The organism is Rhodospirillales bacterium (assembly GCA_016710335.1).
Classification (GTDB): Bacteria; Pseudomonadota; Alphaproteobacteria; order Rhodospirillales; family Defluviicoccaceae; genus JADJXQ01.
This window is the reverse complement of the sequence record JADJXQ010000011.1, coordinates 18,789-39,989: the sequence shown is the minus strand read 5'-3', so window position 1 is coordinate 39,989 and position 21,201 is coordinate 18,789. Positions and strand designations below refer to the sequence as shown.

Here is a 21,201-nt window from a genome sequence, read left to right as displayed (position 1 = left end):
TGGCGGCCCGCGCGGACAACTGCTGGCTCCCCCTTGTCGCGACTACAGAAACCCAAGGTGCGCGATGCTCCCTTACCATTGACCAGGCGTTCTCGAAGCGTTCCTGAGCGCGAAGTTCACGAAGCCTATCAGCGTCAGGGATCGAAGCTGCGCTCCACCGTGCGTGTGAAGAACGGGGTGCGCGGTAGCTCGACGATCTTCCAGAAGGTCGGAAAGGGAGCGGCTTCGACCAAGCGCGGCACGGGGATGGTGCCCGTCATGAATGTCGATTTCGTGCGGTAGGCCAGCTGGTGGACTACTACGCTGGTGAGTGGGTCGACCAGCTCGACGAGCTCAAGACCAACCTGGACGAGCGGCAGGTCCTCGCCAACGCCGGCGCGTTCGCGCTGGGGCGCAAGACCGACGAGCTCATCATCTCGGCACTTGCGGCCGCTACGCATTCGGCCGGCGATCCCGCGACCGGGCTGACGAAGGACAAGGCGCTAGAAGCGTTCGAGATGCTGGGTTCGGCGGACGTGCCGGACGACGGCCAGCGCTACGCGGTGATCGGCTGGAAGCAGTGGTCGGATCTGCTCAATGTCGCCGAGTTCGCCAATGCCGAGTTCGTCGGCGACGAGCAGCTTCCCTGGCGCGGGACGCAGGCGAAAGTATGGCTCGGCACGCTCTGGATGCCGCATTCAGGGCTGACCGAGGTCGACAATGTGCGAACCTGCTTCTGGTTCCACAAGAGCGCCATCGGCCATGCGATCGGCCAGGATGTCAAGACCGACATTACCTGGCACGGTGATCGTGCGGCGCACTTCATCTCGAACTCGATGTCGCAGGGAGCGGCCCTGATCGATGACTACGGCGTCGTCAAGATGCCCTGCCTGGAGATCTGACGATGGCCTACTCGTCCAGCAACCTGAGTGCCATTTCGTATGCCAATGGATTCACTCTCTGGCATTACCGGACGGATGACCTCATCGCCGACGTCGATAACGTTGGATACTTCAACGACGCGAGCAAGATGCTGAGAACCGGTGATTTCGTTTTCGTCAACGCCGGTGTTGAGGACATCCCGACGCATGGGGTCGTCGTCGTTCTTTCCAACACCGGCGGTGTCGTCAATGTCAGCAATGTCACGCAGTTCGGCGCCATCGACACCGACTGACCGTCGAGACGAGTGACTATCGTTTCATTGACCGTTGCGTCGCGGGCCGGTGCCAGCCGGCACCGGCCCGCCTCCACAAACATTCCCGTGCCGTGGCCACGACATTCGTCGTGCCATGGAATGCCAGCCAGAAGCGAACGAGCACCATGCCGCTTACTGATGTCGAGCTTTGTTCGGCTGCACTCGTCAAGATCGGCGCAGCCGTAATCACCTCCTTCGAGGACGAGACAGCCGAGGCCGACGTCGCAATGCGATTGTACGAGCTGACGCTGCAAGGTCTGATCACGTCACATCCTTGGCATTTCACTCTGGCTCAGGCAGAACTCGCGCACCGAAGAGGCACCGCGGGATTCTCCCGTGTCTTCGCGCTGCCGCAGGATGCCTTGCGCACGATCTCAGCCGGCGCGGATTCCCGCGCCACCGGATCAATCTACCACGTTGCAGGCTCGCGCTTGTTCGCCGATGCCAGCCGCATCTTCCTGAGTTACCAGCGCCGTCCCGCCACCTCGGAATTTCCACCCTTCTTTGTCCAGGCGTTCATCGCCCGACTGGCAGCCGAATTCTGCCTGCCGCTTACCGAGGGTACCAGCAGGTCCGAGGTTCTCTACAAGCTCGCGGGCTGCCGAGCTCAGGGTTGCCAAGCTCGCGGACAGCCAGCAGGCCACCCCTCGGGCCGTCGACGACTTCACGCTGATTATGGCGCGCAGCCGATGACACGGATCGTCGCGACCAAGTCGAGCTTCACGTCCGGCGAAATCGATCCAGCGCTGTTTGGGCGCATGGATCTCCGCGTGTATGAGGAGGGGGCGGCAAAGCTGAGAAATGTCATCGTGCAGAGGACTGGCGGCTTGGCCCGTCGCCCAGGCACCGAGCTTCTCACCTATGTGCCCGATGGCAAGAGGCTGTTCTCCTTCGAGCGGAACGGTTCCAGCGACCTGCTCATTTTTGGTGATGGCGCTGTCCATGTCGTCCGCAATACGCTGCTGCGCCAGACCATCGTGGATAACGAACTCTGGGGTGGTGAGGAACTCCGACAGCTGGACTTTGCTCTGGTGGACGAGGCCGTTCTGGTGTGCCATCCGGCATATAAGCCACGCCTCCTGCGCCGCGATGCGGCTGGTCAGTGGGCGATCCATACGCTGGAGTTTGCTCGCGCGAATGCCGATGACGACGACGAGCGAGTGCACTGTCCCTTTGCCCGATTTGCGCCTTCGAACGTCACCATTCAGCCGTTCCGACTATCTGGTGGCGATCCGACAGGGTCGGGAGCGCGCGACGCCGATGTCGAGCTTCGGGCATCCGCGCCGGTATTTACGCAAGATCACGCTGGAACGATCCTCCGTATCAAGGGGCGTCAATTGTTGCTTTCCGCGCCCGCACCGGGGTTTGACGGCCACGGTGCTCCAAAGGCCAGGCCACTCGAGCCTCTCGAGGACGAGCGGCAGACAACGAACTGGGATGAGGAGGCATTCTCCGAGGCGCACGGTTGGCCGATCTGCGCCGCGATGCATCAGGAGCGCCTGGTTCTGGGCGGGTGTCCAGATCGCCCCGACTACTTGTGGTTCTCGAACCAGCCGGGCCGTTCGACTTCGATTTCGCTGACGGGATCGACGATGGCGCGATCGCGTTCCGCATCGCCGCCGAGCGTCAGCATGAGATACGGCAGTTGTTCTCCGGGCGTGTCATCTAAGTATTCACGACGGCGGGCGAATGGACCGTCAGTGGCTTTCCGCTGACGCCGGGAGCGGCGCGAGTGGAGTTGCAGACCAGAATCGGTTCGCCCGCTGAACGCCAGATCGCGCCGGCCGATGTGGATGGCGCAACCTTGTTCGTTGGCGCCACTGGTCGAGATCTGCGCGAGTTCCTGTTTACCGACACTGAGCAAGCCTACCAAGCAGCCGATATCGCTGTCCTGTCGCGCCATCTCATGCTCGATCCACTGGAGATGGCTTTCGATCAGACTCGTCGCGTACTTTGGATTCCGCGGAACGACGGCAAATGCTGCGCGGTAACCATCGATCGCAACAGCAACGTTGCCGCGTGGAGCCTGCTCGAAACCGAGGGAAGCTTTCAAGCACTCGCTATGCATGAAGGCGGGCTGCTGATGCTTGTCGAGCGCCATTCGGGACTTTGCCTCGAACGGTTGTCGAACGCGGCAATTCTCGACCATCAACAGACGTTCACCAGCCCAACGCCCAAAGACGGCTGGGAAGGGTTCGCCCAGTGGTCTGGTGAGCGCCGCTTCGTGATCGCTGACGGCGTGGCGCTCGGCGAGATCGAGATCGACGGCGACGAGGTGCTTATCGATCGAGCCGCAAACGCCTTGGCCGTGGGTTTGCCCTTCGTGCATGCGATCGAAGGTCTGCCGCTGGACTTCGGCGCTCGAGGCGCAGCACCAGATGCACCATATCGCCCCGTCAGGATCAGCCTGCGGGTTGGGTCGACCGATAGTCTCACGCTCGATGCCGGGGCTGGCTTCCGCGCATTGGACCTCGGCGGGCCGCACGATGCCGACCGTACCCAGGATGTCAGTGTGCGGGCCCTGGGATGGCGACGAGGGCTTCAATATCCGCCATGGCGGATCACACAGCAGGCTCCAGGAGCCCTGAATCTTCTCTCGGTCACTGTCGAAGCGAAGGTGAATATCTGATGGGTGGATTGAATAGCCTTGCCAGCGTTGGTCTGAATCTTGCGCTCGGACAGCAGGCGATGCGACAGGAAAGCAAGGAGGCGAAGGCGGAGCGCGACCGCCAGATCGCAGCGATCATGCGTTCGAGCTCGAACAACGATAAGTTGCAGGCCAATGCCTTGCGCCGCCGGCTTGCCAGTGAACGGGTCCGAGCGGGTGCTGCCGGCACGGCGACCACCGGCGGATCGATCGATGCGATCCTGCGCGGGCTCGAGCGTGAAGCGGAACAGGATGCTCAGGCGCGCCGTGAAGCGACCGCGCAGAAAGTCAAGGAAATCAACGATGCGTTCGGCGTCCGGCGAAACAACAATCTGCTGACGACGACCAATCGGCTTCTGGGATCCATCTCCGGAAGCAATAGCTCCAGCAGCAGTCGCCGAAGCCTGCTTGGGTAGATAGTGTAGATGTGGAACGCAACAAATAGTGATGAAATACAGTTGATAAACTGGAATATAAAAAGAGTCAAAAATGGCAAAGTTCGTTAATTTCTTTGAGTTCATCATTTTGTGGAACAAGACACAAAATCTCAATACTCCTAGTTTTCATTTAGCAATTGCTCGATGGTTGCAAGAAGGTTGGATGAACGGTAACGAACGTTTGCTTCTGATGGTATTTCGTGATGCTGGAAAATCAACATTGGTTGGTTTATTTATTGCTTGGATCTTGAGTTATAATCCAAATCTTAGAATACTGATTTTGTCCGCCGATCAATCTCTCGCCGATAAAATGAGTCGGAATGTTCGAAGAATAATCGAAATGCACCCGGCGACCAGACATTTGATGCCGCGGCGTGCGGAACTCTGGACCAGCCACCAGTTCACGGTGCGGCGAAGCCGCGATCATCGTGACCCCTCCGTGTTGGCGCGCGGCATAACCGGAAATTTTACCGGTACTCGTGCCGACGTTGTGATTTGCGACGATGTCGAAGTGCCGAGAACCTGCAATACGCCGGGCAATCGTAGTTTGCTGCGACAACGCTTGGCTGAAATCGATTTTGTTTTGGTGCCAACCGGATTTCAGATTTATGTGGGGACACCCCATAGCTACTATTCGATATATGCTGACTGTCCGCGCGTCGAGATCGGAGAAGAAAAGGCCTTCTTGGAAGGTTTCCACCGGCTATGCATTCCACTGGTGAACAAGCTTGGCGAGAGCGCGTGGCCAGAACGCTTCCCTGCGGCTGCCATCGACGCGCTGCGACGGAAGGCCGGCCCAAACCGGTTTCGCAGCCAGATGCTGTTGGAGCCGACGCCGGCACGCGCCTCCAAGCTCGATCCATCTCGGCTCGTTATTTACTCGGAACCATTGCGCGCGGTCTTTGCCAACAACGAGCTGACGCTTTGGATCGGTGATACGCCGATGGTTTCTAGTGCCTGCTGGTGGGATCCGGCTTACGGGCGACCCGGCCGCGGTGATCGCAGTGCCATCGCTGTCGTCATGATCGACCGCTTCGGTCGCTACTGGCTACACGCGGTTCGCTATCTGCTGTTCTCGCCGAAGGAATGGACGAGGTCGACGAAGCGACCCAGCTGACACGACAAGCCATTGCATTTGCGGCAGCACTGCATCAGACTCGCCTGTTCATCGAGACGAACGGAATCGGACGATTCCTTCCAGGTCTCGTTCGGCGAGAGCTCAGGGGAAGATCATGCAACTTGACCCTGGTCGAGCGCCATTCGACCAGAAGCAAGGCACAAAGGATCCTCCAAGCGCTCGATCCGATCCTTGCCGCCAGCCACCTCCTGGTCCACCAGTCGGTTGCCGAGAGTGGCTTCATCGAGGAAATGCGTGAGTGGGCGCCGGATTCTCTCGCTCGCGATGATGGCCTCGACGCCGTCAGCGGTGCAATCCTCGAGCAGCCTGTGATGGTAGGCAGCAGAAGATTTGCCAACGCTGCGGCACGCCAGCCGGGCGGAAGCGGTTTCCTCGCAGAGACCGAATTCGCCCTCTGAGTGTCGTTTCTCACCGCAGCCTCGAGTGCGCCCCTGGGCCTGGACAGTCTTGACCTTCTCCCCTGAATTTGGGCCATTGCAAGCTGGAGTTTTCTCCCTTTAGAGCACTTCCCGTTTAGATCGAGCCATAACCCGCGCTACTGCCTATCCGATTAACTCAGGTTGCTCTATATGTGGTAGTTGGCGCGCGGGGGAGAGCTTGTCATGCCTCGACCGGATTATCCGAGTAGCCTGGGCGCGTTTCGAGAACGGTTCGCGAGCGAGACCGATTGCCGGCGCTATCTCGTCGCGTCACGTTGGCCGGATGGGTTTCGCTGTCCGCGCTGTGCCGGTGACAGAGCCTTCGAGTTGAGCTCACGCGGCTTGTTCGAGTGCCGCAGCTGCCGGGCATCAGAGCTCGGTGACGGCCGGCACGGTTCTCCATCGCACGCGCCAACTCGCTCGCCCTTTGGTTCACCGCCGCCACCGGGTGACCACCCACACACCCGGCTTCTCGGTCGTGCAGCGCCGCAACGCCAGCCGGGCCCGAGCCGCTACGAGACGGCCTGGCGATGCTGCCGAAGCTACGCCGGGCGATGGTCCGCCCCGAGCGCGCCCTGCTTTCCGGCCCGGTGGAAGTCGACGAAACCTATATCGGTGGCGTGGACAGGCAGCAACGGGGTGGCCGCCAGCGCGCCAGCAACAAGTCGATTGTCATCGGCGCCGTCGAGGGTCCAGGGCCGGCGTGCGCCCGCATCAGGCCCGCTGTCGTCGACGATCTCTCCGGCCCGACGCTCGGCAGCTTCGTCGCCGGCGCCGGCGTCTTGCCCGGCAGCATCCTCCTGACCGACGCCCGGCAAGGCTACGCGCCACCCGGGCCATACATAGATCATCGGGCCGTCACCGTCGGCGCTTCCATCAACGCCGCCGTGCATCTGCCCCATCACCGCACCTTCGCCAATCCCAAGACCTCGCTCAGGGCACCCATCACCGGGCGTCGGCGCCAGCATCTGCCGCACACCGTCAAATGAGTTCGTCTTCCGCCCCAAACCCAACTCGCCGCAGGATGCTCGCATCGATCAGCGTGCCCGGTCAAGTCCGAGAACTGCTGGAAATTCGGTTTTGAGGGGTCGCGACTGAGTGGTTTTCCTCGAGGCCGTTTTCGGCCTTGTAATCGTGGTCGAGCTCCTTGCGCAGGGCGTCCAACTGCCGCCGCTCGAAGGTCGTGATCTTGATGGCTCGCCAACGCTCGGCAGCGCGGATCATCGCGCCGAACATGAGCTTCAGCACCGGCTTCTCGCCGAAGGCGTTGGGGATGATCTTCAGACGCCGCCGCTCCTCGACGAACAGCCGCTCGAGGAGGTTGGTGGTGCGAATCGCCCGACGATGCGTAATCGGCAGCCGCAGATGGGCGATGCAGGCCTCGAAGTCGTCCCGAAAGCAGGCGACCGCACCGGGCAGCTCGGCCTCGTGGTCGTTGACGACGCCCTCGGCCAAGTCGCGTGCGATCGCCCGGCTGGGGGCCCGGTAGACGGCCTGCGCCCTGGCCTTGAACTCTGGCCATTGGTCCTCGGGAACCTTGGCCGCGAGATTGCGCATGCGATGGGCCAGGCAGCGCTGGCGGGCCGAGCGTGGGAAGCAGGTCTCGATCGCCTTGATGATGCCGGGTGCACCGTCACTGACGACCAGAAGCGGATCGCCGAGCCCGCGTGCACGCCAATCCTGGAAGAAGGCCACGACAGTCTCGGCATCCTCTTTCGACCCCGCCATCAAGCCCAAGAGAACCTTCTTGCCGTCCGTGGCGATGCCCCAAGCGGCGAGCACCGGCTCGCGCTTCTGCCCCGGCCGGATGCGCTCGGCAATGCCGTCGACGAAGAGGTAGATGATCTCGTGCTCGCCGAGATCACGCCGGCAGAACTCCTGATAGTCGGCCCATAGCCGCGCGCCGATCTCCGAGACTGCCGTCTTCGACAGCAACAGCCGGCCGCTCGTCCTTGAAGGCCTCCTCGATGTCTCGCACCGACAAGCCGCGCGCCAGGAGCTCGATGGCGGGTCTTCCAAGGCCTCGGTGCGACCCTTGAGATGCTGACGGATCTCGGATCGAAACGGCTCCTCACTGTCGGCGATCTGCGGTGCAGAAAACGAGATTATCCCCTCGGCCGTCTTCAACCGACCCTCGCGCACGCCGTTGCGATAGCCTCGGTCAGCATCGCCGCCGCGCTCGTAGTAGTCCCGCCCCAGCGCATCCCGGCTCTCCTCCTCGAGCGCCTCCTCGATGATCAGCCGGGCCGCCAGCTCGACCAGCTCAGATCTGCCGGCGGACGACGACAGCCGTCCCTCGATCAGCTCCGAAAGGTTTTGCCGGGTGCGCATCGATGCCGGTAGCCTCTTCGCCATGGGGGTGCCTCCTCGCTGCCGCCGGCGGCAACCGGCGGTGGGTTCTCGACGCTCAGCGACGATGTACCCCCAACCCATTTTCCAGCAACTTTAGGACTTCACCCAGTTGCACCAACCATAGGCCGACCCGCGTGTGCCTCGGCCAAGCAGCCGAAAACGGACGCCTGCCGCCATGAGTTCCCAGCGGAGACAACAGACGCAGGCGAAACCAGCAGGCTGACGTCACCGCCGGCTTGTACGGACATGCGTCCTGCGGCAGTTTCCCCGCACATCAACACGACTTGAAAGGGACGCCAGTCATGTCGGCAGTGGACCAGTTCGCCTGGAGCACGGCGAGTGCGATCGCCGCGCAGATTCGTGCCCGCAAGGTGTCACCCGTCGAGGTGATGGAGGCGACCATCTCCCGGATCGAGGCGCGCAACCCGAGCCTGAACGCGTGCGTGTTCACCGACTTCGAGGGGGCGCGGGCGGCGGCGAGGAAGGCCGAGCAGGCGGTCATGTCGGGCGCTGCCCTGGGTCCGCTGCACGGCGTGCCGACGGCGATGAAGGACCTCTTCGACTTCGCCGGGCTGGCCGACGACGCTCGGCGGGGTCAGGGCGATGAAGGACTGGCGGCCCGACCTGACCTGCCCCTATGTCGAGCGGATGGAACGGGCCGGCGCCATCCTGGTCGGCAAGTGCAACAGCCCGATCATGGGCTTTCGCGGGGTGTGCGACAATTATCTCTTCGGCCCGACGGGCAACCCCTTCGACACGAGCCGCAATCCGGGCGGCTCCTCGGGCGGCAGCGCTGCCGCGGTCGCCGATGGCTGGGTGCCCGTCGCCGAGGGCACGGATGGCGGCGGGTCGATCCGCATCCCGGCGTCCTGGTCCGGCATCTTCGGCTACAAGGCCGGCTTCGGCCGGGTGCCGCTCAACTCGCGCCCCGACGCCTTCACCCCGGCCGGCTGCTTCATCCACGAGGGCCCCCTGGCCCGCACGGTCGAGGACGCGGCCTTGGCGATGACGGCGCTCGCCGGGTTCGACAGCCGCGATCCCTTCTCGTTGCCGGACGTGGTCGACTACCTCGGCGCCACCCGCCGCTCGATCCAGGGCATGCGCATCGCCTGGACCCCGAATTTCGGCGTCTTTCCGGTCGAGCCCGTGATCGTCGAGACCTGTCGGGAGGCGCTTCGCGCCTTCGAGGCCGCGGGTGCGGTCGTCGAGGAGGTGGATTTCGGCATCGAGCGCCATCACCTCGAGCTCGCCGACTTGTGGTGCAAGCTGATCACGCCGCTCAGCGTCAACGCCTTCGAGACGTTCAAGGCGGCCGGCATCGATCTTCTGGGCGACCACCGTGACGACTTCCCGCCCGAGTTCCTGCGCTGGCTGGACTACAGCTACCGGGCCACGGTGCCGGAGCAGCTGCAGAGCCAGATCGTCCGCACCGAGATCAACGACGCGATCCAGGGCGTGCTCGACAGCCACGACCTGATCCTCTCGCCGACTTTGGCGGCCCTGCCGGTCAAGAACGGCGGCGACGGCAACACGCTGGGCCCGGCCGAGATCAACGGCGAGCCGGTCGAGCGGCTGATCGGCTGGTGCATGACCTACTTCATCAACTTCAGCGGCCATCCCGCGGCCTCGATCCCGGCCGGGCTGGCGCCGGGCAACCTGCCGGTGGGCCTGCAGATCATCGGCCGGCGCCACGCCGACGCGGACGTCTTCGCCGCCAGCGCCGCCTTCGAGCGGATCAGGCCCTGGTTCGACAGCTACCGGATACCGGAGGGCCGCTCGCTGACGGTCAACTGAACGGCGTCGGATCGAGGAACCGTCTGAGCACGTTGCCCGTGATCCTCGAGACGTTGTTGTCGTAGCCGTTCCAGGAGAGGCTGCCGCACCACGCGATCGAGCCGGTGGCGAAGACGGCGCCACCGGCCGCGGTGTCGAAGAAGGTCATGTCGGCGCGCACGTTGGGGTGCTCGGAGCCCTTGAGGTTGGGCGGGACGACGCCGAACTCCTCGTTGACCAGCATGATGACGTCGCTGTGCGCCTCGGAGCTGGCGAGGACCAGGGGTGCGGCGGCGTGCCGAGGTCGTGGCGGATGGCGTCGAGCTCCAGCCCGGCGGCACCGCCGCCGATCAGGCCGAAATCGCCGATGATCTCGCCCTCGACGCCCTCGAAGACGAAGGCGGCGCGCGGGTCGTGGCTGTCCGGCTGCCGCCTGTAGTACGAGCAGATGTCGAAGCCCTGGGCCATGAAGCCGATGCCGAGCAGCGCCTGCGGCGGCCGGCCCTGCCGGCGCCAGAGCCCGCCATATTCGCCGGTGAAGCTGTGGTGGTACTCGCCCGGATCGGCCTCCCAGGTGCGGATGCCGTCCTCCGCCCGGCGCACCTCGATCACGCCGTCGAGCTCGTCGTGGAAGGCGATGCGCCAGTACCAGCCATTGGCGGCGACGTACATGAGCCGGCCGCCCCGATCGATCCAGGCGCGCATCGCGTCCCACATGTGGGTCGAGTGGTATTCGGGGTGGGTCCCGGTGATCACCACGTCGTAGGGCTCGAGGAGCGCGAGGCCCTCCGCATGCAGGTCCTCGTCGGTGATGACGTCGAACTCGACCGCCATGTGGCTCTTGCGCCAGTCGGTGATGTGCAGGTCGGCGTTGAACTGCCAGAGGCCGGAGCCCGTCGCACCCAGCCACGAGCTGTATTTGGGCCGCATGTTGAGGATCGGGCGGTGGCGCGAGGGAGTAGCACGCCGCTGCCGTCGGCGTGGCGGTCGTAGAGCGAGAGGCCGAGCTCGGGGTGGTCGTAAAGGAAGATGTCGGACGGCTGGTAGGTGACGAGCCGGCCGATGACCATCTCGGCCGCGTCGCCCTTGATGTGATTCTGGTCGTTGGCATAGGCCATGTAGGCGGCGGTCGGTGCGAGGAAGGCGAGCTTCGGCCGGTCGCGGTCGCCGCGCTTCGGGCGGACGAAGAAGGGGATCAGGTCCTCCTGCGTGCCGTCCTCGGCATCGCCGCACCAGACATGCGCCGCATAGACGCCGGAACGAAGGTCGTCCGGCACGGTGAAGGCAAAATCGGTGGCCCAGCCCGCGTCGAAGAGGTCGTCGGCGTGGAAATGGATGGCGCCATAGTGCTCGGGCTTGCGCCACCAGCACATCTCCTCGCCGCTCCAGCACCAGCCCTTCATCGCCCTGGCCGGCAGGTGCTCGAGTTGGCCCTCGAGCTTGTGCGGGCCCGTGTCGTGGATGCGGGTCGTGCGGGTGCCTTGGGCGAAGTCGAAGGCGAAAGCCAGGTCGGGGAGGAGATCGGCCGGCAGCGGGCGGACGAGGAGGGCCTCGAGCCGCTCCGGCGGCAGGGCGCGGGCGAGGAGGCGCGGGCTGTCGATCTTGCCGTTCAGGTGGCTTCGGCGGGGGCTGCCCTCGGCCGCGATCAGCAGATCGGCGCCGGCGAGGTCGGGTCTCGTCGCCGAGGCGCTGGCCATGGCGGCGTCGGCGCCGCCCGGATAGGCCAGAAGTGGGCGCTGGATCAGGGTGGCGGTGCCGGTCGTGGCGTCGAAGGTCAGGGCCGCCAGGTACCAGTGGCGCTCGTGGAGCGGGGCCTCGCTCGAAAGCGTGGTCGCGCCGATCTGGCCGACGAGCCCGCCCTTGTCGCCGATGGCCAGCGCCAGATCGTCGCCGAGCGCCAGGATCGCCTGGCGGCCCTTGGCCGGCGTGGTCGGCCAGACCATGGCCATGAGCGTGAAGCTCTCGAGGGCGGCGAAGGCGGGGTGATGCGGGACGACGCCGAAGGAGCCGGCGCGGATCGGCTGGTTTCGGCCCTGGTACTCGCCCTCGATCGGCGATGGCACGGGGCGTGCTTGTAGCCGGGACCCTCGGGGTTGGCGTCGCCGTGGATCAGGCGGACGATCTCGGCCCGGAAACGCTGGCCCTTGAAGGCGCTGACCTTGAACTCGATCGCCTCGCCCGGGGCCACGCTGAATTTGTCGGCATAGCCGATCAGCTCCAGCATCAGTTCAGCTCCTCACCGGTGAGCGCCTTCCAGCGCAGCTTGAAGACTGCCCATTCCGCCTCCTCCCGGCTCTTGAAGACGTGGTCGTGGAGGATCTCGATCGGCCGTTTGCGGTCACCGTGGATGGCGAGCTTCCATTCCTTGAAGGGCTTGGTGCAGACCAGGACGTACTTGCCGTCGAGCGGCGCGCCGCGCATGCGATTGAGGACGCGCAGCAGGCCGGGGCTGTGGCGGCCGTAGGGGCTCTGCCGGAACTCGTCGACGAGCATGCGGTCCTCGGGCTGGATCTGGGAGCGCATGTTTCTCTCACCCCTGGAGCGTTATCGCCCGCTCCTCGTCGATGCTCTGCTGGGCGGCGAGGACGATGCGGAGCGAGTTCACCGCATCGGCCATGCTGTCGGTGAGGTCGGTGTCGTTCAGGATGGCGTCCAGGAACAGCGCCTGCTCGCGCTCGCAGAGCTCCTGGTGGTCGGGCTCGTCCTCGGTCGAGATCCACTCGTCCGGACGCTTGAAGTTATTGTCGGCGTCGATCTCACTATGGTGCAGCTTGATCGCGTTGGTCTTGGTGTGCTGGTCGATGTCGGCCGAATCGGAGACCTTGTCGGCCCTGGCCTCGCTCTGCCCCTCCTGCGGCTTGTAGGCAATCGAGGCGGCGCCCTTCGGGCCCCAGACGTCCTTCACGAAATAGGCGACCTCGGACATCATCGGTCCCCAGCCGGCCTCGTACCAGCCGACCGAGCCGTCGTCGAAGGTGACGTGGAGGTGGCCGTAGTTCTGCACTTTCGTCTCGGCGCTGAGCTTGGCCCCGATGCCGTGGACGCGCACCGGCCTGGCGCGGGTCATCTGGCACATCACGTCGACATAGTGGACGCCGCAATCGACGATCGGGGTCAGGCTCTCCATCAAGGCCTTGTGCCAGTTCCAGGCCGGTCCCGACGACTGCTGGTTGAGGTTCATGCGCATGACGAGCGGCTTGCCGAGCCCCTGCGCCAGCTCGACGAACTTCGTCCAGGCCGGGTGCACGCGCAGGATGTAGCCCAGCACCAGCTTGCGGTTCTTCTCCTTCGCCCTGGCGACGACGCGCTCGGCGTCGGCGTTGGTGGTGGCGATCGGCTTCTCCATGAAGACATGGCAGCCGGCATCCATGGCGCGGATGGCGAGGTCGGCATGGGTGTCGGGGTAGGTATTGATCGAGACGGCATGCGGCCTGGTCTCGCGCAGCGCCGTCGCGAAGTCGTTGAAGCGCGGGTAGCCGGCGATCTCGTCTGGCAATTTGGTCGACGGGCCCATCGAGCGGCTGACGAGGCCGACCAGCTCGAAGCCGGGATTGCGATGATAGGCCTTGGCGTGGCTCGCCCCCATGTTGCCGACACCGACAACGAGCACCCGTACCGGCTCCGCCATGACGTCCCCCCTTCAGTTGCTGGCGGCCATGTTACGCACCGGCCGGCGCGCGGCAAGGCCCCTCACCCCTTGACAGCTCCCAAGGTGAGCCCCTTGACGATCCAGCGTTGCGCCACGAGAGCGAAGAGGATCATCGGCAGGATTGCGACGATCGAGGCCGCGGTCATGGGTCCCCAGTCGATCGAGGCATAGCCCCGAAACGAGGTGACAGCGACGGTGATCGTCTGCGCGTTCTTGAAGGTCAGGCCGAGTGCTATCGCCAGCTCGTTCCAGATCCAGATGGCGTTCAGGATTGCTGTCGCCGCCAGCCCCGGCAGTGTCATCGGCAGGTAGACCCGTATCAGCACGGCCAAATGGCCGCAGCCGTCGATCCGCGCCGCCTCCTCGAGCTCGACCGGCACTTCAGCGAAAAAGCTGCGCAGCATCCAGATTGCAAAGGGCAGGACGTGCACCTGATAGATCAGGGCGAGGCCGAGATGTGTGTCGTAGAGGCCGATCGCCTGGTAGAGCACGTATATCGGAATGATGAAGAGGAACTCGGGCAGCATGTAGGCGAGCAGCAGCCAAGCCGCGATCAACCGCTTGCCCCGCAGCCTGAGGCGGTTGAGGGCATAGGCTGCCGGCACCGCGATCAGGGTCGCCAGGACGACGCCCAAGACGGTCACGACGCAGCTGTTGAAAACGGCGCCGCGGAAGGCGTCGTTGTCCCACAAGGCCGAGTAGTTGCGCCAGACCGGGGCGAACGTCCAGACGGGTGGGATGGCGAAGGCGTCACGCTTGGTCTTGAGCGAAATCGATAGGATCCAGGCGATCGGAAAGAGGGTGACGGCCATGGCGGCGAGTGCCACCACGTAGGCCGGCAGCAAGGTCAAGATGCGCTGCAGGCGCATCGACCTAGTCTCGCCGCTCGCTGCCGAGGCGCAAATAGAGCGCGCAGAGGGCGAGCACGAGGATTGAGAAGAGGACCATAACGGCCATCGCCCGGCCGATCTGCAGATACGCGAAGGCGGTGCGATAGGCGAGCGTCTGCGCCACCTCGGTCGCCAGCCCCGGTCCGCCACCCGTCGTGCCGAAGACGATGTCGAAAACCTTGAGCGTGTCGATGGAGCGGATGATCAGCACGGTGAGCAGCAATGGCGCGAGTTGCGGCATCGTGATGTGGCGGAAGATCCGCCACTCGGAGGCGCCGTCCAGGCGCGCCGCCTCGCGCGGCTCGGCCGCCAGCGACTGCAGGCCAGCGAGCAGGATGATGAAGACGAAGGCGGTCTGCCACCAGGTGTCGACCATGACGATGGTGAACATCGCGGTCGCCTCGGTGCCGTAGAACGTCGAGGGGCCAACGCCGATCAGACCCAGGAGGTAGTTGACGATGCCAAGGAAGCTATCGAGCATGACCTTGGACATCAGCGCCACGATGATGCCGGAGATCATCAAGGGTGTGAGCAAGAGCGTGCGAACCAGGGTGGCGCCGAAGCGGAGCCGGTCGACCGCAACGGCGATGCCGAGGCCGAGCAGGAGCTCGATGGCGGTGGCCGAGGTCGCGAACACCAGGGTGTTCTTCATGATCAGCCAGAACTCGACGTCGCCGAGGAGGCGGGTGTAGTTGGCGAGACCGATGAAGCTCATCGACCGGCCCCAGTTCCAGTCGAAAAGGCTGATGAAGAGCGCGTAGGCGAAAGGGTAGAGGGAGCTCGCACCGAGCACCAGGAGCATCGGTGCGACCAGGAGCCAGCCGGCAGCGTTACGGATTCAGCATCTCCAGGAATCGTGCCTGGAGTGCCTCGGTCGCAGCCTCGGGGGTGGCGCCACCATGTATCTCGTGAATGGCGTCGACGATGGCGAGCGCGTACTCGGCCCAGCCTTCGCGAAAGACCACGGTCGATCGCGAGGTGCGCATGCTGTCCTGGACAACTTTGACATAGTCCGGGTTCAACTCCGCCTTGTAGCCGGCATCATCCCAGGTCGAGAGGCGAGCAGCACCGCCGTGCATGGCGCCGATTCGGGGTTCGGCCGACTTGCTGGTCATCCACTGGATGAAGTACCAGGCGGCGTCCGGCTCTGCGGCATTCGCGGGAATGCCGAGCCCCCACATCCAGTGGCCGGTGAACGACCCGCCGCCGGCGTCCGCGGGCGGCAGCGTGGCGTAGCCGGTCTTGCCGGCAACCTGCGACTCCTCGGGGTTCTCGAAGCCCGGACCGAACAGGCTCGCGTCGATGAAGAAGCCGGCCCTGCCCTGCTGAAACAGTAGGCTGGCGTCGGGCCAGTCGAGGGCGAGGATGTTGGGCGGCCCCGCCTTCATCATGCCGGCATAGTGCGAGAGGCCGGCGGCGATGCGCGGATCGGTGAGCCGGGGCTTCGACCAGTCGCCGTCGAACCAGACATTGTAGGGCAAGGGTGTCGGCTCGGCACCCTGCATTGTAGACAATGCCGGTCACGGTATCGATGGGCGTATCGGAGCGGATGCCGCGCATCACCGCACCGGCGACCTGACCACCGCTCTTCTCGCTGATGGTCGCCGCCGCCTCGATCAGCTCTGGCATGGTCGCCGGCACGGCGCCGTCGAGATACGCGTCGACATGTTCCTTGTTGTAGAAGAGGATGTAGCTCTCGAAGCTCACCGGGATCGCATAGTCCTCGGCATCGGCGTCTCCTGGCGGATACTGGGTGGCAGCGAGGAAGCCCGCCGGAAAGTCGCCTAGGCCGTAGTCCTCGGCGGTCAGCTCCGGATCGTCGAGGAACGGCGTCAGGGGCTGGATGAGACCGGCCGACCATTGGGTGAAAGCGGTCGAATCCATCGGCAGGAAGTAGACGTCGGCGACGCCCTCCGTCGCCCGCAGCGCCAGCTCCATCCGATCGAAATAGAGGTCCTCGGCGAAGGCCTGAACGTCGACAGAGATGCCGGTCGCTTCCTCGAATTCCGGCAGAAGCTCGCGTATCCCGTTGGCGACCGGGTGCTCCGCGATGAGCACCGTGATCTCGCTGCCTGCAAACCGCTGCCAATCGATGGCCATTGCCGGCGTCGAGACAAGTCCCAGCGCCGGCAGGACGGCGGCCAGGACGAGGCGCGTATCTCGCTGCATGGTTCTTCCTCCCTCTTTGTTCGGTTATTGCTGGCCCACGATTGGTCAGCCGGTCCAGGTTCCGTATTTCGCTTCGATGTTGCCGCGCAGCTTGTCGATGAAGGCATGGTCGATGACCGCGTCATGCGCGATGCCGTACCAGAGTCCGGCCCGGCGGACGTACTCGCGCAAGTCGGCGAGCGCGATCGCCGCCTCGTTCCAGGTGATGCCCATGGCCTCGGGACGGATGTCGACGCCGACCCGGTGGATGGCGTCGAGCATCTGCTTCGCCCCGCTGTCGTGCAGGAGCGAGCCGACATAGATGCCTAGACAGACCGGCTGGCCGTGCAGGAAGGGCCGTCGCGTATGGTATTCGAGCGCGTAGAAGACAAAATGGTCGATGCCTTCGATGTGGCGAGGGTTCCAGCCGGCATTGTGAAAGGTGGCGCCGCCCCAGCGATTTGCCTCCATGAGCGCGCGAATGCCTGTCTCATTGACGGCATTGATGTCGTCGAGATGGGTCATGACGAGATCGAAGCGCTGCCGGGCGGCATCGACGAGCCGCTGATCGTAGGGCCATTTCGCTTCACATTTGCCGAGACGATCGGTGTAGGCCCAGTCGAGATGGCCGGTGTGGTAGCAGAGAATTTCGCATACACCGCTACGGTTGATGTGGGACGGCGCAGATTGGATGACGTCGAAATCGACGTAGACCGCCTCGGGCACGGCATAGCCCATGTAGCGAACCTGACCGTTCTGGCGAACGCCAGCGCGATGTCCGAATACGGCATTGACCGACATCGAGGTCGGGATTTGAAAGAGCGGCAGGCGCGTCCTCCGGGCGAAATACTTGGCGGTGTCCACCGCCCGTCCACCACCGATCCCGATGATGCATTCGGCCGGCGGCAGACCATCCAGAACCTTCTCCAGCATCTCCACATCCATGGAGGAGGCGAAGACTGGCCCGACAAGACCATCATCGAACGCCCCCTCGAAGCGTTCCCAAAGCTCCTCCATGGTCACCACGAGATACGGGCGATGAACGAAATTCCTGAGCTCGCATATGAGATTGCGACCATAAATGGTGTTGAAGGTCGCCTCCATTCCGCCTCGCTTCGCTGGTCTCTGATCCATCGAGTGGCACTGTCGAAGAGCCTTGTGAAGGCGTCAAGTGCTGAGCAGACCACCTTGACGAATGCCACGCACTCGGTGACGTTGGTGTCTGGGAGCAAAGGAGCCTGCGCCTTGAGCCAGAACGGGCAGCCCAAGCTGACGGTCGCCAACGCGACGAAATATTACGATACGGGCACCGGGCGGGTGCACGCGCTCGACGATTTCTCGATTGAAGTGCAGCCTGCCCTGGCGCAATCTCATCAAGAACATCGAGCTGCCGTTCGAGATCCGCGGCCAGCGTCCGGACCAGGCGCGCATCGATGCCCTGCTGGCGGAAGTCGGACTGACCGGGTTCGAGAGCAAGATGCCGCGCGAGCTTTCCGGTGGCATGCAGCAACGGGCTTCGATCGTCAGAGCACTCTCGGTCGATCCGTCGCTGCTCCTGATGGACGAGCCGTTCGGCGCCCTCGATGCCTTCACCCGCGACGAGATGAACCTGCTGATCCAGCAGATCTGGATGGAGACGAGGAAAACCATCGTCTTCATCACGCACAACATCGCCGAGGCGGTCTTCCTGGCCGACCGGGTCTTCGTGATGAGTGCCAGGCCGGGCCGTCTGGCGCGTATCTTCGAGATCGACCTGCCGCGGCCGCGCAACCTCGAGATCTTCATGGCGCCGCATTTCATCGAGCTCGTCGGTGAGATCAAGGGCTCGATCGATCACAAGCCGCAAGTCCGGGCGGCCTAGGAGCACCAGACCGATATGGCGAGCGTCGACAGGGAGCTCCGGGACAAGATCCCGACCTTCGAGAAGGCCGGGGCCGCTGATGTCGGCAACTGGTCGAGCGCCGCCTCGACACTGTCGATCCTCAAGGGCAGCCGGGATGTGACACTGATCCTGGTCACCGCGATCATCGTCTTCGGTGGTGCCGAGCTGTTGCTGCGGCTGTTCGAGGTGCCGGCCTACATCGCTCCGACGCCATCCCAGGTGGTCTGGGCGCTGATCACGGACTTTCCGTATATCGGGCCGCATATCGGCTATACGCTGATCGAGCTTCTCGTGGGCTTCTCGATCGGCGCCTCGATCGGCTTCGTTCTGGCGGCCGTGATCACCCAGTTCCCGCTGGTCGAGAAGATCGTGGCCCCCTACATCCTGCTGCTCGTGACGACGCCGATGCTGGCCCTGGTGCCGCTCTTGATCCTCAAGTTCGGCTTCGGCCTCACGCCGCGCATCATCGCCGTGACGCTGGCCCTCCGTACCATGGTGATGATCAACGCCGCGACCGGCTTTCGCCGCACCGACCTCGCAAAAATTGCCCTGGCGCGCAGCTTCGGCGCCTCGACGCTGCAGATCTTCCTGAAGATCCGCATCCCCATGGCCATGCCGATGGTCATCGTCGGGCTGATGATCGGCTCCATCTTCGGCCTCCTGACGGCCGTGGGTGCGGAGATGGTCGGCGGCTCGTTCGGACTCGGCAACCGTCTGACGTACTACTCGTCGCTGATCCAGATGCCGCAGTTCTTCGCCTGCATCCTCGTGCTCGCGGTCATCGGCATCTCGATCTATGTTTTCTTCTACTGGGTCGGCAAGAAATGGGCGAGCTGGGAAAGCTGATCGCCCGAACAAGGGAGACAGGGATGCTGGAGGCTTCCGAGGCGGCGGTTCCTTTCGGCGACGGGCGGCACGGTGGCGGCTCTCGGGCTCGGGTCGGCGGGCTTTCGCCCCGGGCCGTGCGCAGGCGGCGAGCGGCACCGTCCGCTGGGTCAGCCCGCGTGGCACGATCGAGGTGCTCGACGACTATCCCTATTGGGTTGCCAAGAAATACGGCTGGTTCGGCGACATCGAGACGACGCTGGAGCCCGGGCCGATGGAGGCGACCGCCACCATCAAGCTGGTGGATCAGGAGCAGTCCGACATGGGCTTCCCCTCACCCGGCGTCTTCTCGCTCGGGCTCGAGCAGGGCATGCCGATCACCTCGGTCTGGCAGATGGGCGCCTTCGACGTCTTCAGCTTCGCGTTCCGCCCGGGCGAGAAGCCGGCCGATCCGAAGGAGCTGGCGGGCAAGACCATCCTCCTCGGCTCGATCGGCTGGAAATCGATCGTCGATCCGGAGCTCGCCCAGCTCGGCATCGATCCGGCCAGTGTCGAGTAGCTACGCCGAAGCCGGCAATCTCTGGGGCCAGGCACTGCTGCAGGGCCAGGGCGACGTCGCTTTGTCATGGGAGGGCCTGCGAGCGCAGTGGACCGGCCAGGTCTCGAGTTCGACTATCTCCTGCCGTACGATTTCTCGAGGTTGCCGGCCAACACCTTCGTGGTCCGCCGCTCGGACGCCGAGGACGCGGCGAAGGCCGAGCTCTACGAAGCCTATCTCCGCGCCTGGGCCATGGGCCTGGAATTCGGCTACCTCAACCCTCGGGCGACGACCCAGATCGTCATGGATCAGTTCCCGGGCCTGGCCTCGACCCTCGCACCCGACATCGCCACCGAGTCCATGATGCAACCCGCCAAGGTCTTCGCGGTCCCTGGGACCAGCGCGAGGGGTGGGGCTGGCACGACATGGAGCAGTGGTAGTTCTTCCGATCTCCTTTGAGATCGGGCAGATCACGAAGCCCATCGTCGCGACCGATGTGTGCAGCAATGCGTGGGTGCCAGCGGCCAATGACTTCGACCACGCGGCCGTTCAGGCGGCGGCCGACGGCTTCGAGCTGAGCGACGACATACGCCGCCGTGGACGTGGCGGTGATCGAGTCCCGCCTACTTAGGGCTTCGGTTCAGCCACGGCGGACGCCCGGCCTCTCTCGGCGGGGCGTCCACCGCCTCGATGTCGGCGGAAAGGGCCGCTGCTCGGGCGAGGTCGACCAGGTTCTGCAGGTGGCCCGCGCTGGGGCTGTAGCAGACATTGATCACCAGGGCGTCGGTGTCGCCGATCGCGAGCGAGGCGTGCGCCATGGTGCTGTCGATATAGAGCGCATCGCCCTCGTTCAGGCGGGCCGGCGCGTAGTGCTCCGTATGCACCTCGATCGGACCACGCAGCACGTAGATGAACTCCTCGCCCGAATGTCGGCTGAGCTGGCTGAACCTGACCAGCGAACGGGCACGGATGGTGATCAGTGATGGGCACCATAGCCTTTGCGACAGGTCGGTGCAGAGGTAGCGGTAGTCGTAGTTCGGGCGTCCTGACCAGCATCTCCTCGCCCGGTCGGGTGATGCTCTCGCCGGGGCCGTCACCGCCTTTACCGGCGACCTCGGCGGGGGGTGACGCATCGAAGAAGGCGCCGATGTCGACCCCGAGGCCCTCGCTGAGCTGCACCAGCTTGTCATAGGTCAACGACATCTGGCCGTTCTCGACCTTCGACAGTGTCGAGACGCTGACCCCGGTGCGGAGCGCCACCTCGGCGAGGCTGATGCCGAGCCCGTTGCGGATCGCGCCGCAGCGCGCGACCGAGCTGGCTACTGCGCC

Annotated in this window: 19 protein-coding genes and 8 pseudogenes; 14 read left to right on the top strand and 13 right to left on the bottom strand. The window is 64.3% G+C overall.

The genetic code is table 11. From position 1 onward, the window contains the following. Positions 1-77: 77 nt before the first annotated feature. From IPM60_14285 to IPM60_14245, 9 genes and pseudogenes are all read left to right on the top strand, one after another. Positions 78-881 (top strand): annotated as a pseudogene (locus IPM60_14285) (hypothetical protein). Positions 882-883: 2 nt separating this feature from the next. Beyond that, positions 884-1,153: a hypothetical protein gene (locus tag IPM60_14280; GenBank protein ID MBK8909012.1), complete on the top strand. Its 270-nt coding sequence runs from the start codon at positions 884-886 to the stop codon at positions 1,151-1,153. A gap of 146 nt (positions 1,154-1,299) precedes the next feature. Continuing rightward, positions 1,300-1,867, top strand: a pseudogene (locus tag IPM60_14275) (hypothetical protein). Then, positions 1,864-2,889, top strand: a complete 1,026-nt coding sequence (locus IPM60_14270) for a hypothetical protein (protein ID MBK8909011.1) — start codon at positions 1,864-1,866, stop codon at positions 2,887-2,889. Before IPM60_14275 ends, IPM60_14270 begins: the two are co-directional and overlap by 4 nt. Before the next feature lie 17 nt (positions 2,890-2,906). Next, the gene (locus IPM60_14265) at positions 2,907-3,803 is read left to right on the top strand and encodes a hypothetical protein (protein MBK8909010.1); all 897 of its coding nucleotides are present in this window, start codon (positions 2,907-2,909) and stop codon (positions 3,801-3,803) included. Further along, positions 3,803-4,237, top strand: a complete 435-nt coding sequence (locus tag IPM60_14260; GenBank protein ID MBK8909009.1) for a hypothetical protein — start codon at positions 3,803-3,805, stop codon at positions 4,235-4,237. The genes IPM60_14265 and IPM60_14260 overlap by 1 nt, the downstream gene beginning before the upstream one ends. A 73-nt stretch (positions 4,238-4,310) precedes the next feature. After that, positions 4,311-5,794 (top strand): annotated as a pseudogene (gene terL / locus IPM60_14255) (phage terminase large subunit). A 204-nt stretch (positions 5,795-5,998) separates the two neighbouring features. Continuing rightward, positions 5,999-6,184: pseudogene (locus IPM60_14250) on the top strand (transposase). A gap of 161 nt (positions 6,185-6,345) precedes the next feature. Further along, entirely contained in the window at positions 6,346-6,804 is a 459-nt protein-coding gene (locus IPM60_14245; protein ID MBK8909008.1) for a transposase, read from the top strand. A gap of 61 nt (positions 6,805-6,865) precedes the next feature. Here the strand turns inward: IPM60_14245 and IPM60_14240 are convergent, their stop codons facing one another. Then, on the bottom strand, positions 6,866-8,170 hold the full coding sequence (locus tag IPM60_14240; GenBank protein MBK8909007.1) for an IS256 family transposase: 1,305 nt from the start codon (positions 8,168-8,170) through the stop codon (positions 6,866-6,868). A 299-nt stretch (positions 8,171-8,469) separates the two neighbouring features. Here IPM60_14240 and IPM60_14235 point away from each other — a divergent pair. Further along, positions 8,470-8,742 (top strand): annotated as a pseudogene (locus IPM60_14235) (amidase). 28 nt (positions 8,743-8,770) lie between these two features. Next, positions 8,771-9,961 carry an amidase gene (locus IPM60_14230; protein MBK8909006.1) on the top strand — a complete coding sequence of 397 codons (1,191 nt, stop codon included), beginning with the start codon at positions 8,771-8,773 and terminating at the stop codon, positions 9,959-9,961. Here IPM60_14230 and IPM60_14225 read toward each other — a convergent pair. The 10 genes and pseudogenes from IPM60_14225 to IPM60_14180 all read right to left on the bottom strand — a co-directional run bounded on the left by IPM60_14225 (position 9,954) and on the right by IPM60_14180 (position 17,731). Further along, complete coding sequence (locus IPM60_14225; protein ID MBK8909005.1) at positions 9,954-10,109, bottom strand: hypothetical protein; 156 nt, start codon at positions 10,107-10,109, stop codon at positions 9,954-9,956. The genes IPM60_14230 and IPM60_14225 overlap by 8 nt on opposite strands. After that, entirely contained in the window at positions 10,106-10,774 is a 669-nt protein-coding gene (locus IPM60_14220; protein MBK8909004.1) for a hypothetical protein, read from the bottom strand. The genes IPM60_14225 and IPM60_14220 overlap by 4 nt, the downstream gene beginning before the upstream one ends. Further along, entirely contained in the window at positions 10,693-12,003 is a 1,311-nt protein-coding gene (locus tag IPM60_14215) for a hypothetical protein (protein ID MBK8909003.1), read from the bottom strand. Before IPM60_14215 ends, IPM60_14220 begins: the two co-directional genes overlap by 82 nt. Positions 12,004-12,163: 160 nt before the next feature. Then, entirely contained in the window at positions 12,164-12,463 is a 300-nt protein-coding gene (locus IPM60_14210; GenBank protein MBK8909002.1) for an ABC transporter permease, read from the bottom strand. A gap of 7 nt (positions 12,464-12,470) precedes the next feature. Further along, on the bottom strand, positions 12,471-13,568 hold the full coding sequence (locus IPM60_14205; protein MBK8909001.1) for a Gfo/Idh/MocA family oxidoreductase: 1,098 nt from the start codon (positions 13,566-13,568) through the stop codon (positions 12,471-12,473). 62 nt (positions 13,569-13,630) lie between these two features. After that, a complete protein-coding gene (locus IPM60_14200) occupies positions 13,631-14,458 on the bottom strand; it encodes a carbohydrate ABC transporter permease (protein ID MBK8909000.1) in 828 nt (275 codons plus the stop codon). A 4-nt stretch (positions 14,459-14,462) separates the two neighbouring features. Beyond that, positions 14,463-15,272: a sugar ABC transporter permease gene (locus tag IPM60_14195; protein MBK8908999.1), complete on the bottom strand. Its 810-nt coding sequence runs from the start codon at positions 15,270-15,272 to the stop codon at positions 14,463-14,465. Positions 15,273-15,309: 37 nt separating this feature from the next. Next, entirely contained in the window at positions 15,310-15,984 is a 675-nt protein-coding gene (locus IPM60_14190; GenBank protein ID MBK8908998.1) for an extracellular solute-binding protein, read from the bottom strand. Positions 15,985-16,036: 52 nt separating this feature from the next. Beyond that, positions 16,037-16,648: pseudogene (locus tag IPM60_14185) on the bottom strand (extracellular solute-binding protein). A 45-nt stretch (positions 16,649-16,693) separates the two neighbouring features. After that, positions 16,694-17,731: an iron-containing alcohol dehydrogenase gene (locus IPM60_14180; GenBank protein MBK8908997.1), complete on the bottom strand. Its 1,038-nt coding sequence runs from the start codon at positions 17,729-17,731 to the stop codon at positions 16,694-16,696. Between the two features lie 190 nt (positions 17,732-17,921). Here IPM60_14180 and IPM60_14175 point away from each other — a divergent pair, with 190 nt between their 5' ends. The 3 genes and pseudogenes from IPM60_14175 to IPM60_14165 all read left to right on the top strand — a co-directional run bounded on the left by IPM60_14175 (position 17,922) and on the right by IPM60_14165 (position 20,516). Continuing rightward, positions 17,922-18,488, top strand: coding sequence for an ABC transporter ATP-binding protein (locus IPM60_14175; protein MBK8908996.1), 567 nt, complete (start codon positions 17,922-17,924; stop codon positions 18,486-18,488). Positions 18,489-18,503: 15 nt separating this feature from the next. Beyond that, complete coding sequence (locus tag IPM60_14170) at positions 18,504-19,355, top strand: ABC transporter permease (GenBank protein ID MBK8908995.1); 852 nt, start codon at positions 18,504-18,506, stop codon at positions 19,353-19,355. A 72-nt stretch (positions 19,356-19,427) separates the two neighbouring features. Further along, positions 19,428-20,516: pseudogene (locus IPM60_14165) on the top strand (ABC transporter substrate-binding protein). On the opposite strand, the gene IPM60_14160 reads toward IPM60_14165, so the two are convergent. Then, positions 20,496-21,062 (bottom strand): cupin domain-containing protein, encoded by a 567-nt coding sequence (locus IPM60_14160; protein ID MBK8908994.1) that lies wholly within the window; start codon positions 21,060-21,062, stop codon positions 20,496-20,498. The pseudogene IPM60_14165 and the gene IPM60_14160 sit on opposite strands and share 21 nt — an antisense overlap. Continuing rightward, a pseudogene (locus IPM60_14155) lies at positions 21,019-21,165 on the bottom strand (helix-turn-helix transcriptional regulator). The gene IPM60_14160 and the pseudogene IPM60_14155 overlap by 44 nt, the downstream one beginning before the upstream one ends. Between the last annotated feature and the right edge of the window lie 36 nt (positions 21,166-21,201).

Coding starts and splice junctions, on each gene's coding strand:
- IPM60_14280 (MBK8909012.1), top strand. CDS start 884: ATGGCCTACTCGTCCAGCAACCTGAGTGCCATTTCGTATGCCAATGGA.
- IPM60_14270 (MBK8909011.1), top strand. CDS start 1,864: ATGACACGGATCGTCGCGACCAAGTCGAGCTTCACGTCCGGCGAAATC.
- IPM60_14260 (MBK8909009.1), top strand. CDS start 3,803: ATGGGTGGATTGAATAGCCTTGCCAGCGTTGGTCTGAATCTTGCGCTC.
- IPM60_14245 (MBK8909008.1), top strand. CDS start 6,346: ATGCTGCCGAAGCTACGCCGGGCGATGGTCCGCCCCGAGCGCGCCCTG.
- IPM60_14240 (MBK8909007.1), bottom strand. CDS start 8,170: ATGGCGAAGAGGCTACCGGCATCGATGCGCACCCGGCAAAACCTTTCG.
- IPM60_14230 (MBK8909006.1), top strand. CDS start 8,771: ATGAAGGACTGGCGGCCCGACCTGACCTGCCCCTATGTCGAGCGGATG.
- IPM60_14225 (MBK8909005.1), bottom strand. CDS start 10,109: ATGACCTTCTTCGACACCGCGGCCGGTGGCGCCGTCTTCGCCACCGGC.
- IPM60_14220 (MBK8909004.1), bottom strand. CDS start 10,774: ATGGCGGTCGAGTTCGACGTCATCACCGACGAGGACCTGCATGCGGAG.
- IPM60_14210 (MBK8909002.1), bottom strand. CDS start 12,463: ATGCGCTCCCAGATCCAGCCCGAGGACCGCATGCTCGTCGACGAGTTC.
- IPM60_14205 (MBK8909001.1), bottom strand. CDS start 13,568: ATGGCGGAGCCGGTACGGGTGCTCGTTGTCGGTGTCGGCAACATGGGG.
- IPM60_14200 (MBK8909000.1), bottom strand. CDS start 14,458: ATGCGCCTGCAGCGCATCTTGACCTTGCTGCCGGCCTACGTGGTGGCA.
- IPM60_14190 (MBK8908998.1), bottom strand. CDS start 15,984: ATGCAGGGTGCCGAGCCGACACCCTTGCCCTACAATGTCTGGTTCGAC.
- IPM60_14180 (MBK8908997.1), bottom strand. CDS start 17,731: ATGGAGGCGACCTTCAACACCATTTATGGTCGCAATCTCATATGCGAG.
- IPM60_14170 (MBK8908995.1), top strand. CDS start 18,504: ATGGCGAGCGTCGACAGGGAGCTCCGGGACAAGATCCCGACCTTCGAG.
- IPM60_14160 (MBK8908994.1), bottom strand. CDS start 21,062: ATGACAAGCTGGTGCAGCTCAGCGAGGGCCTCGGGGTCGACATCGGCG.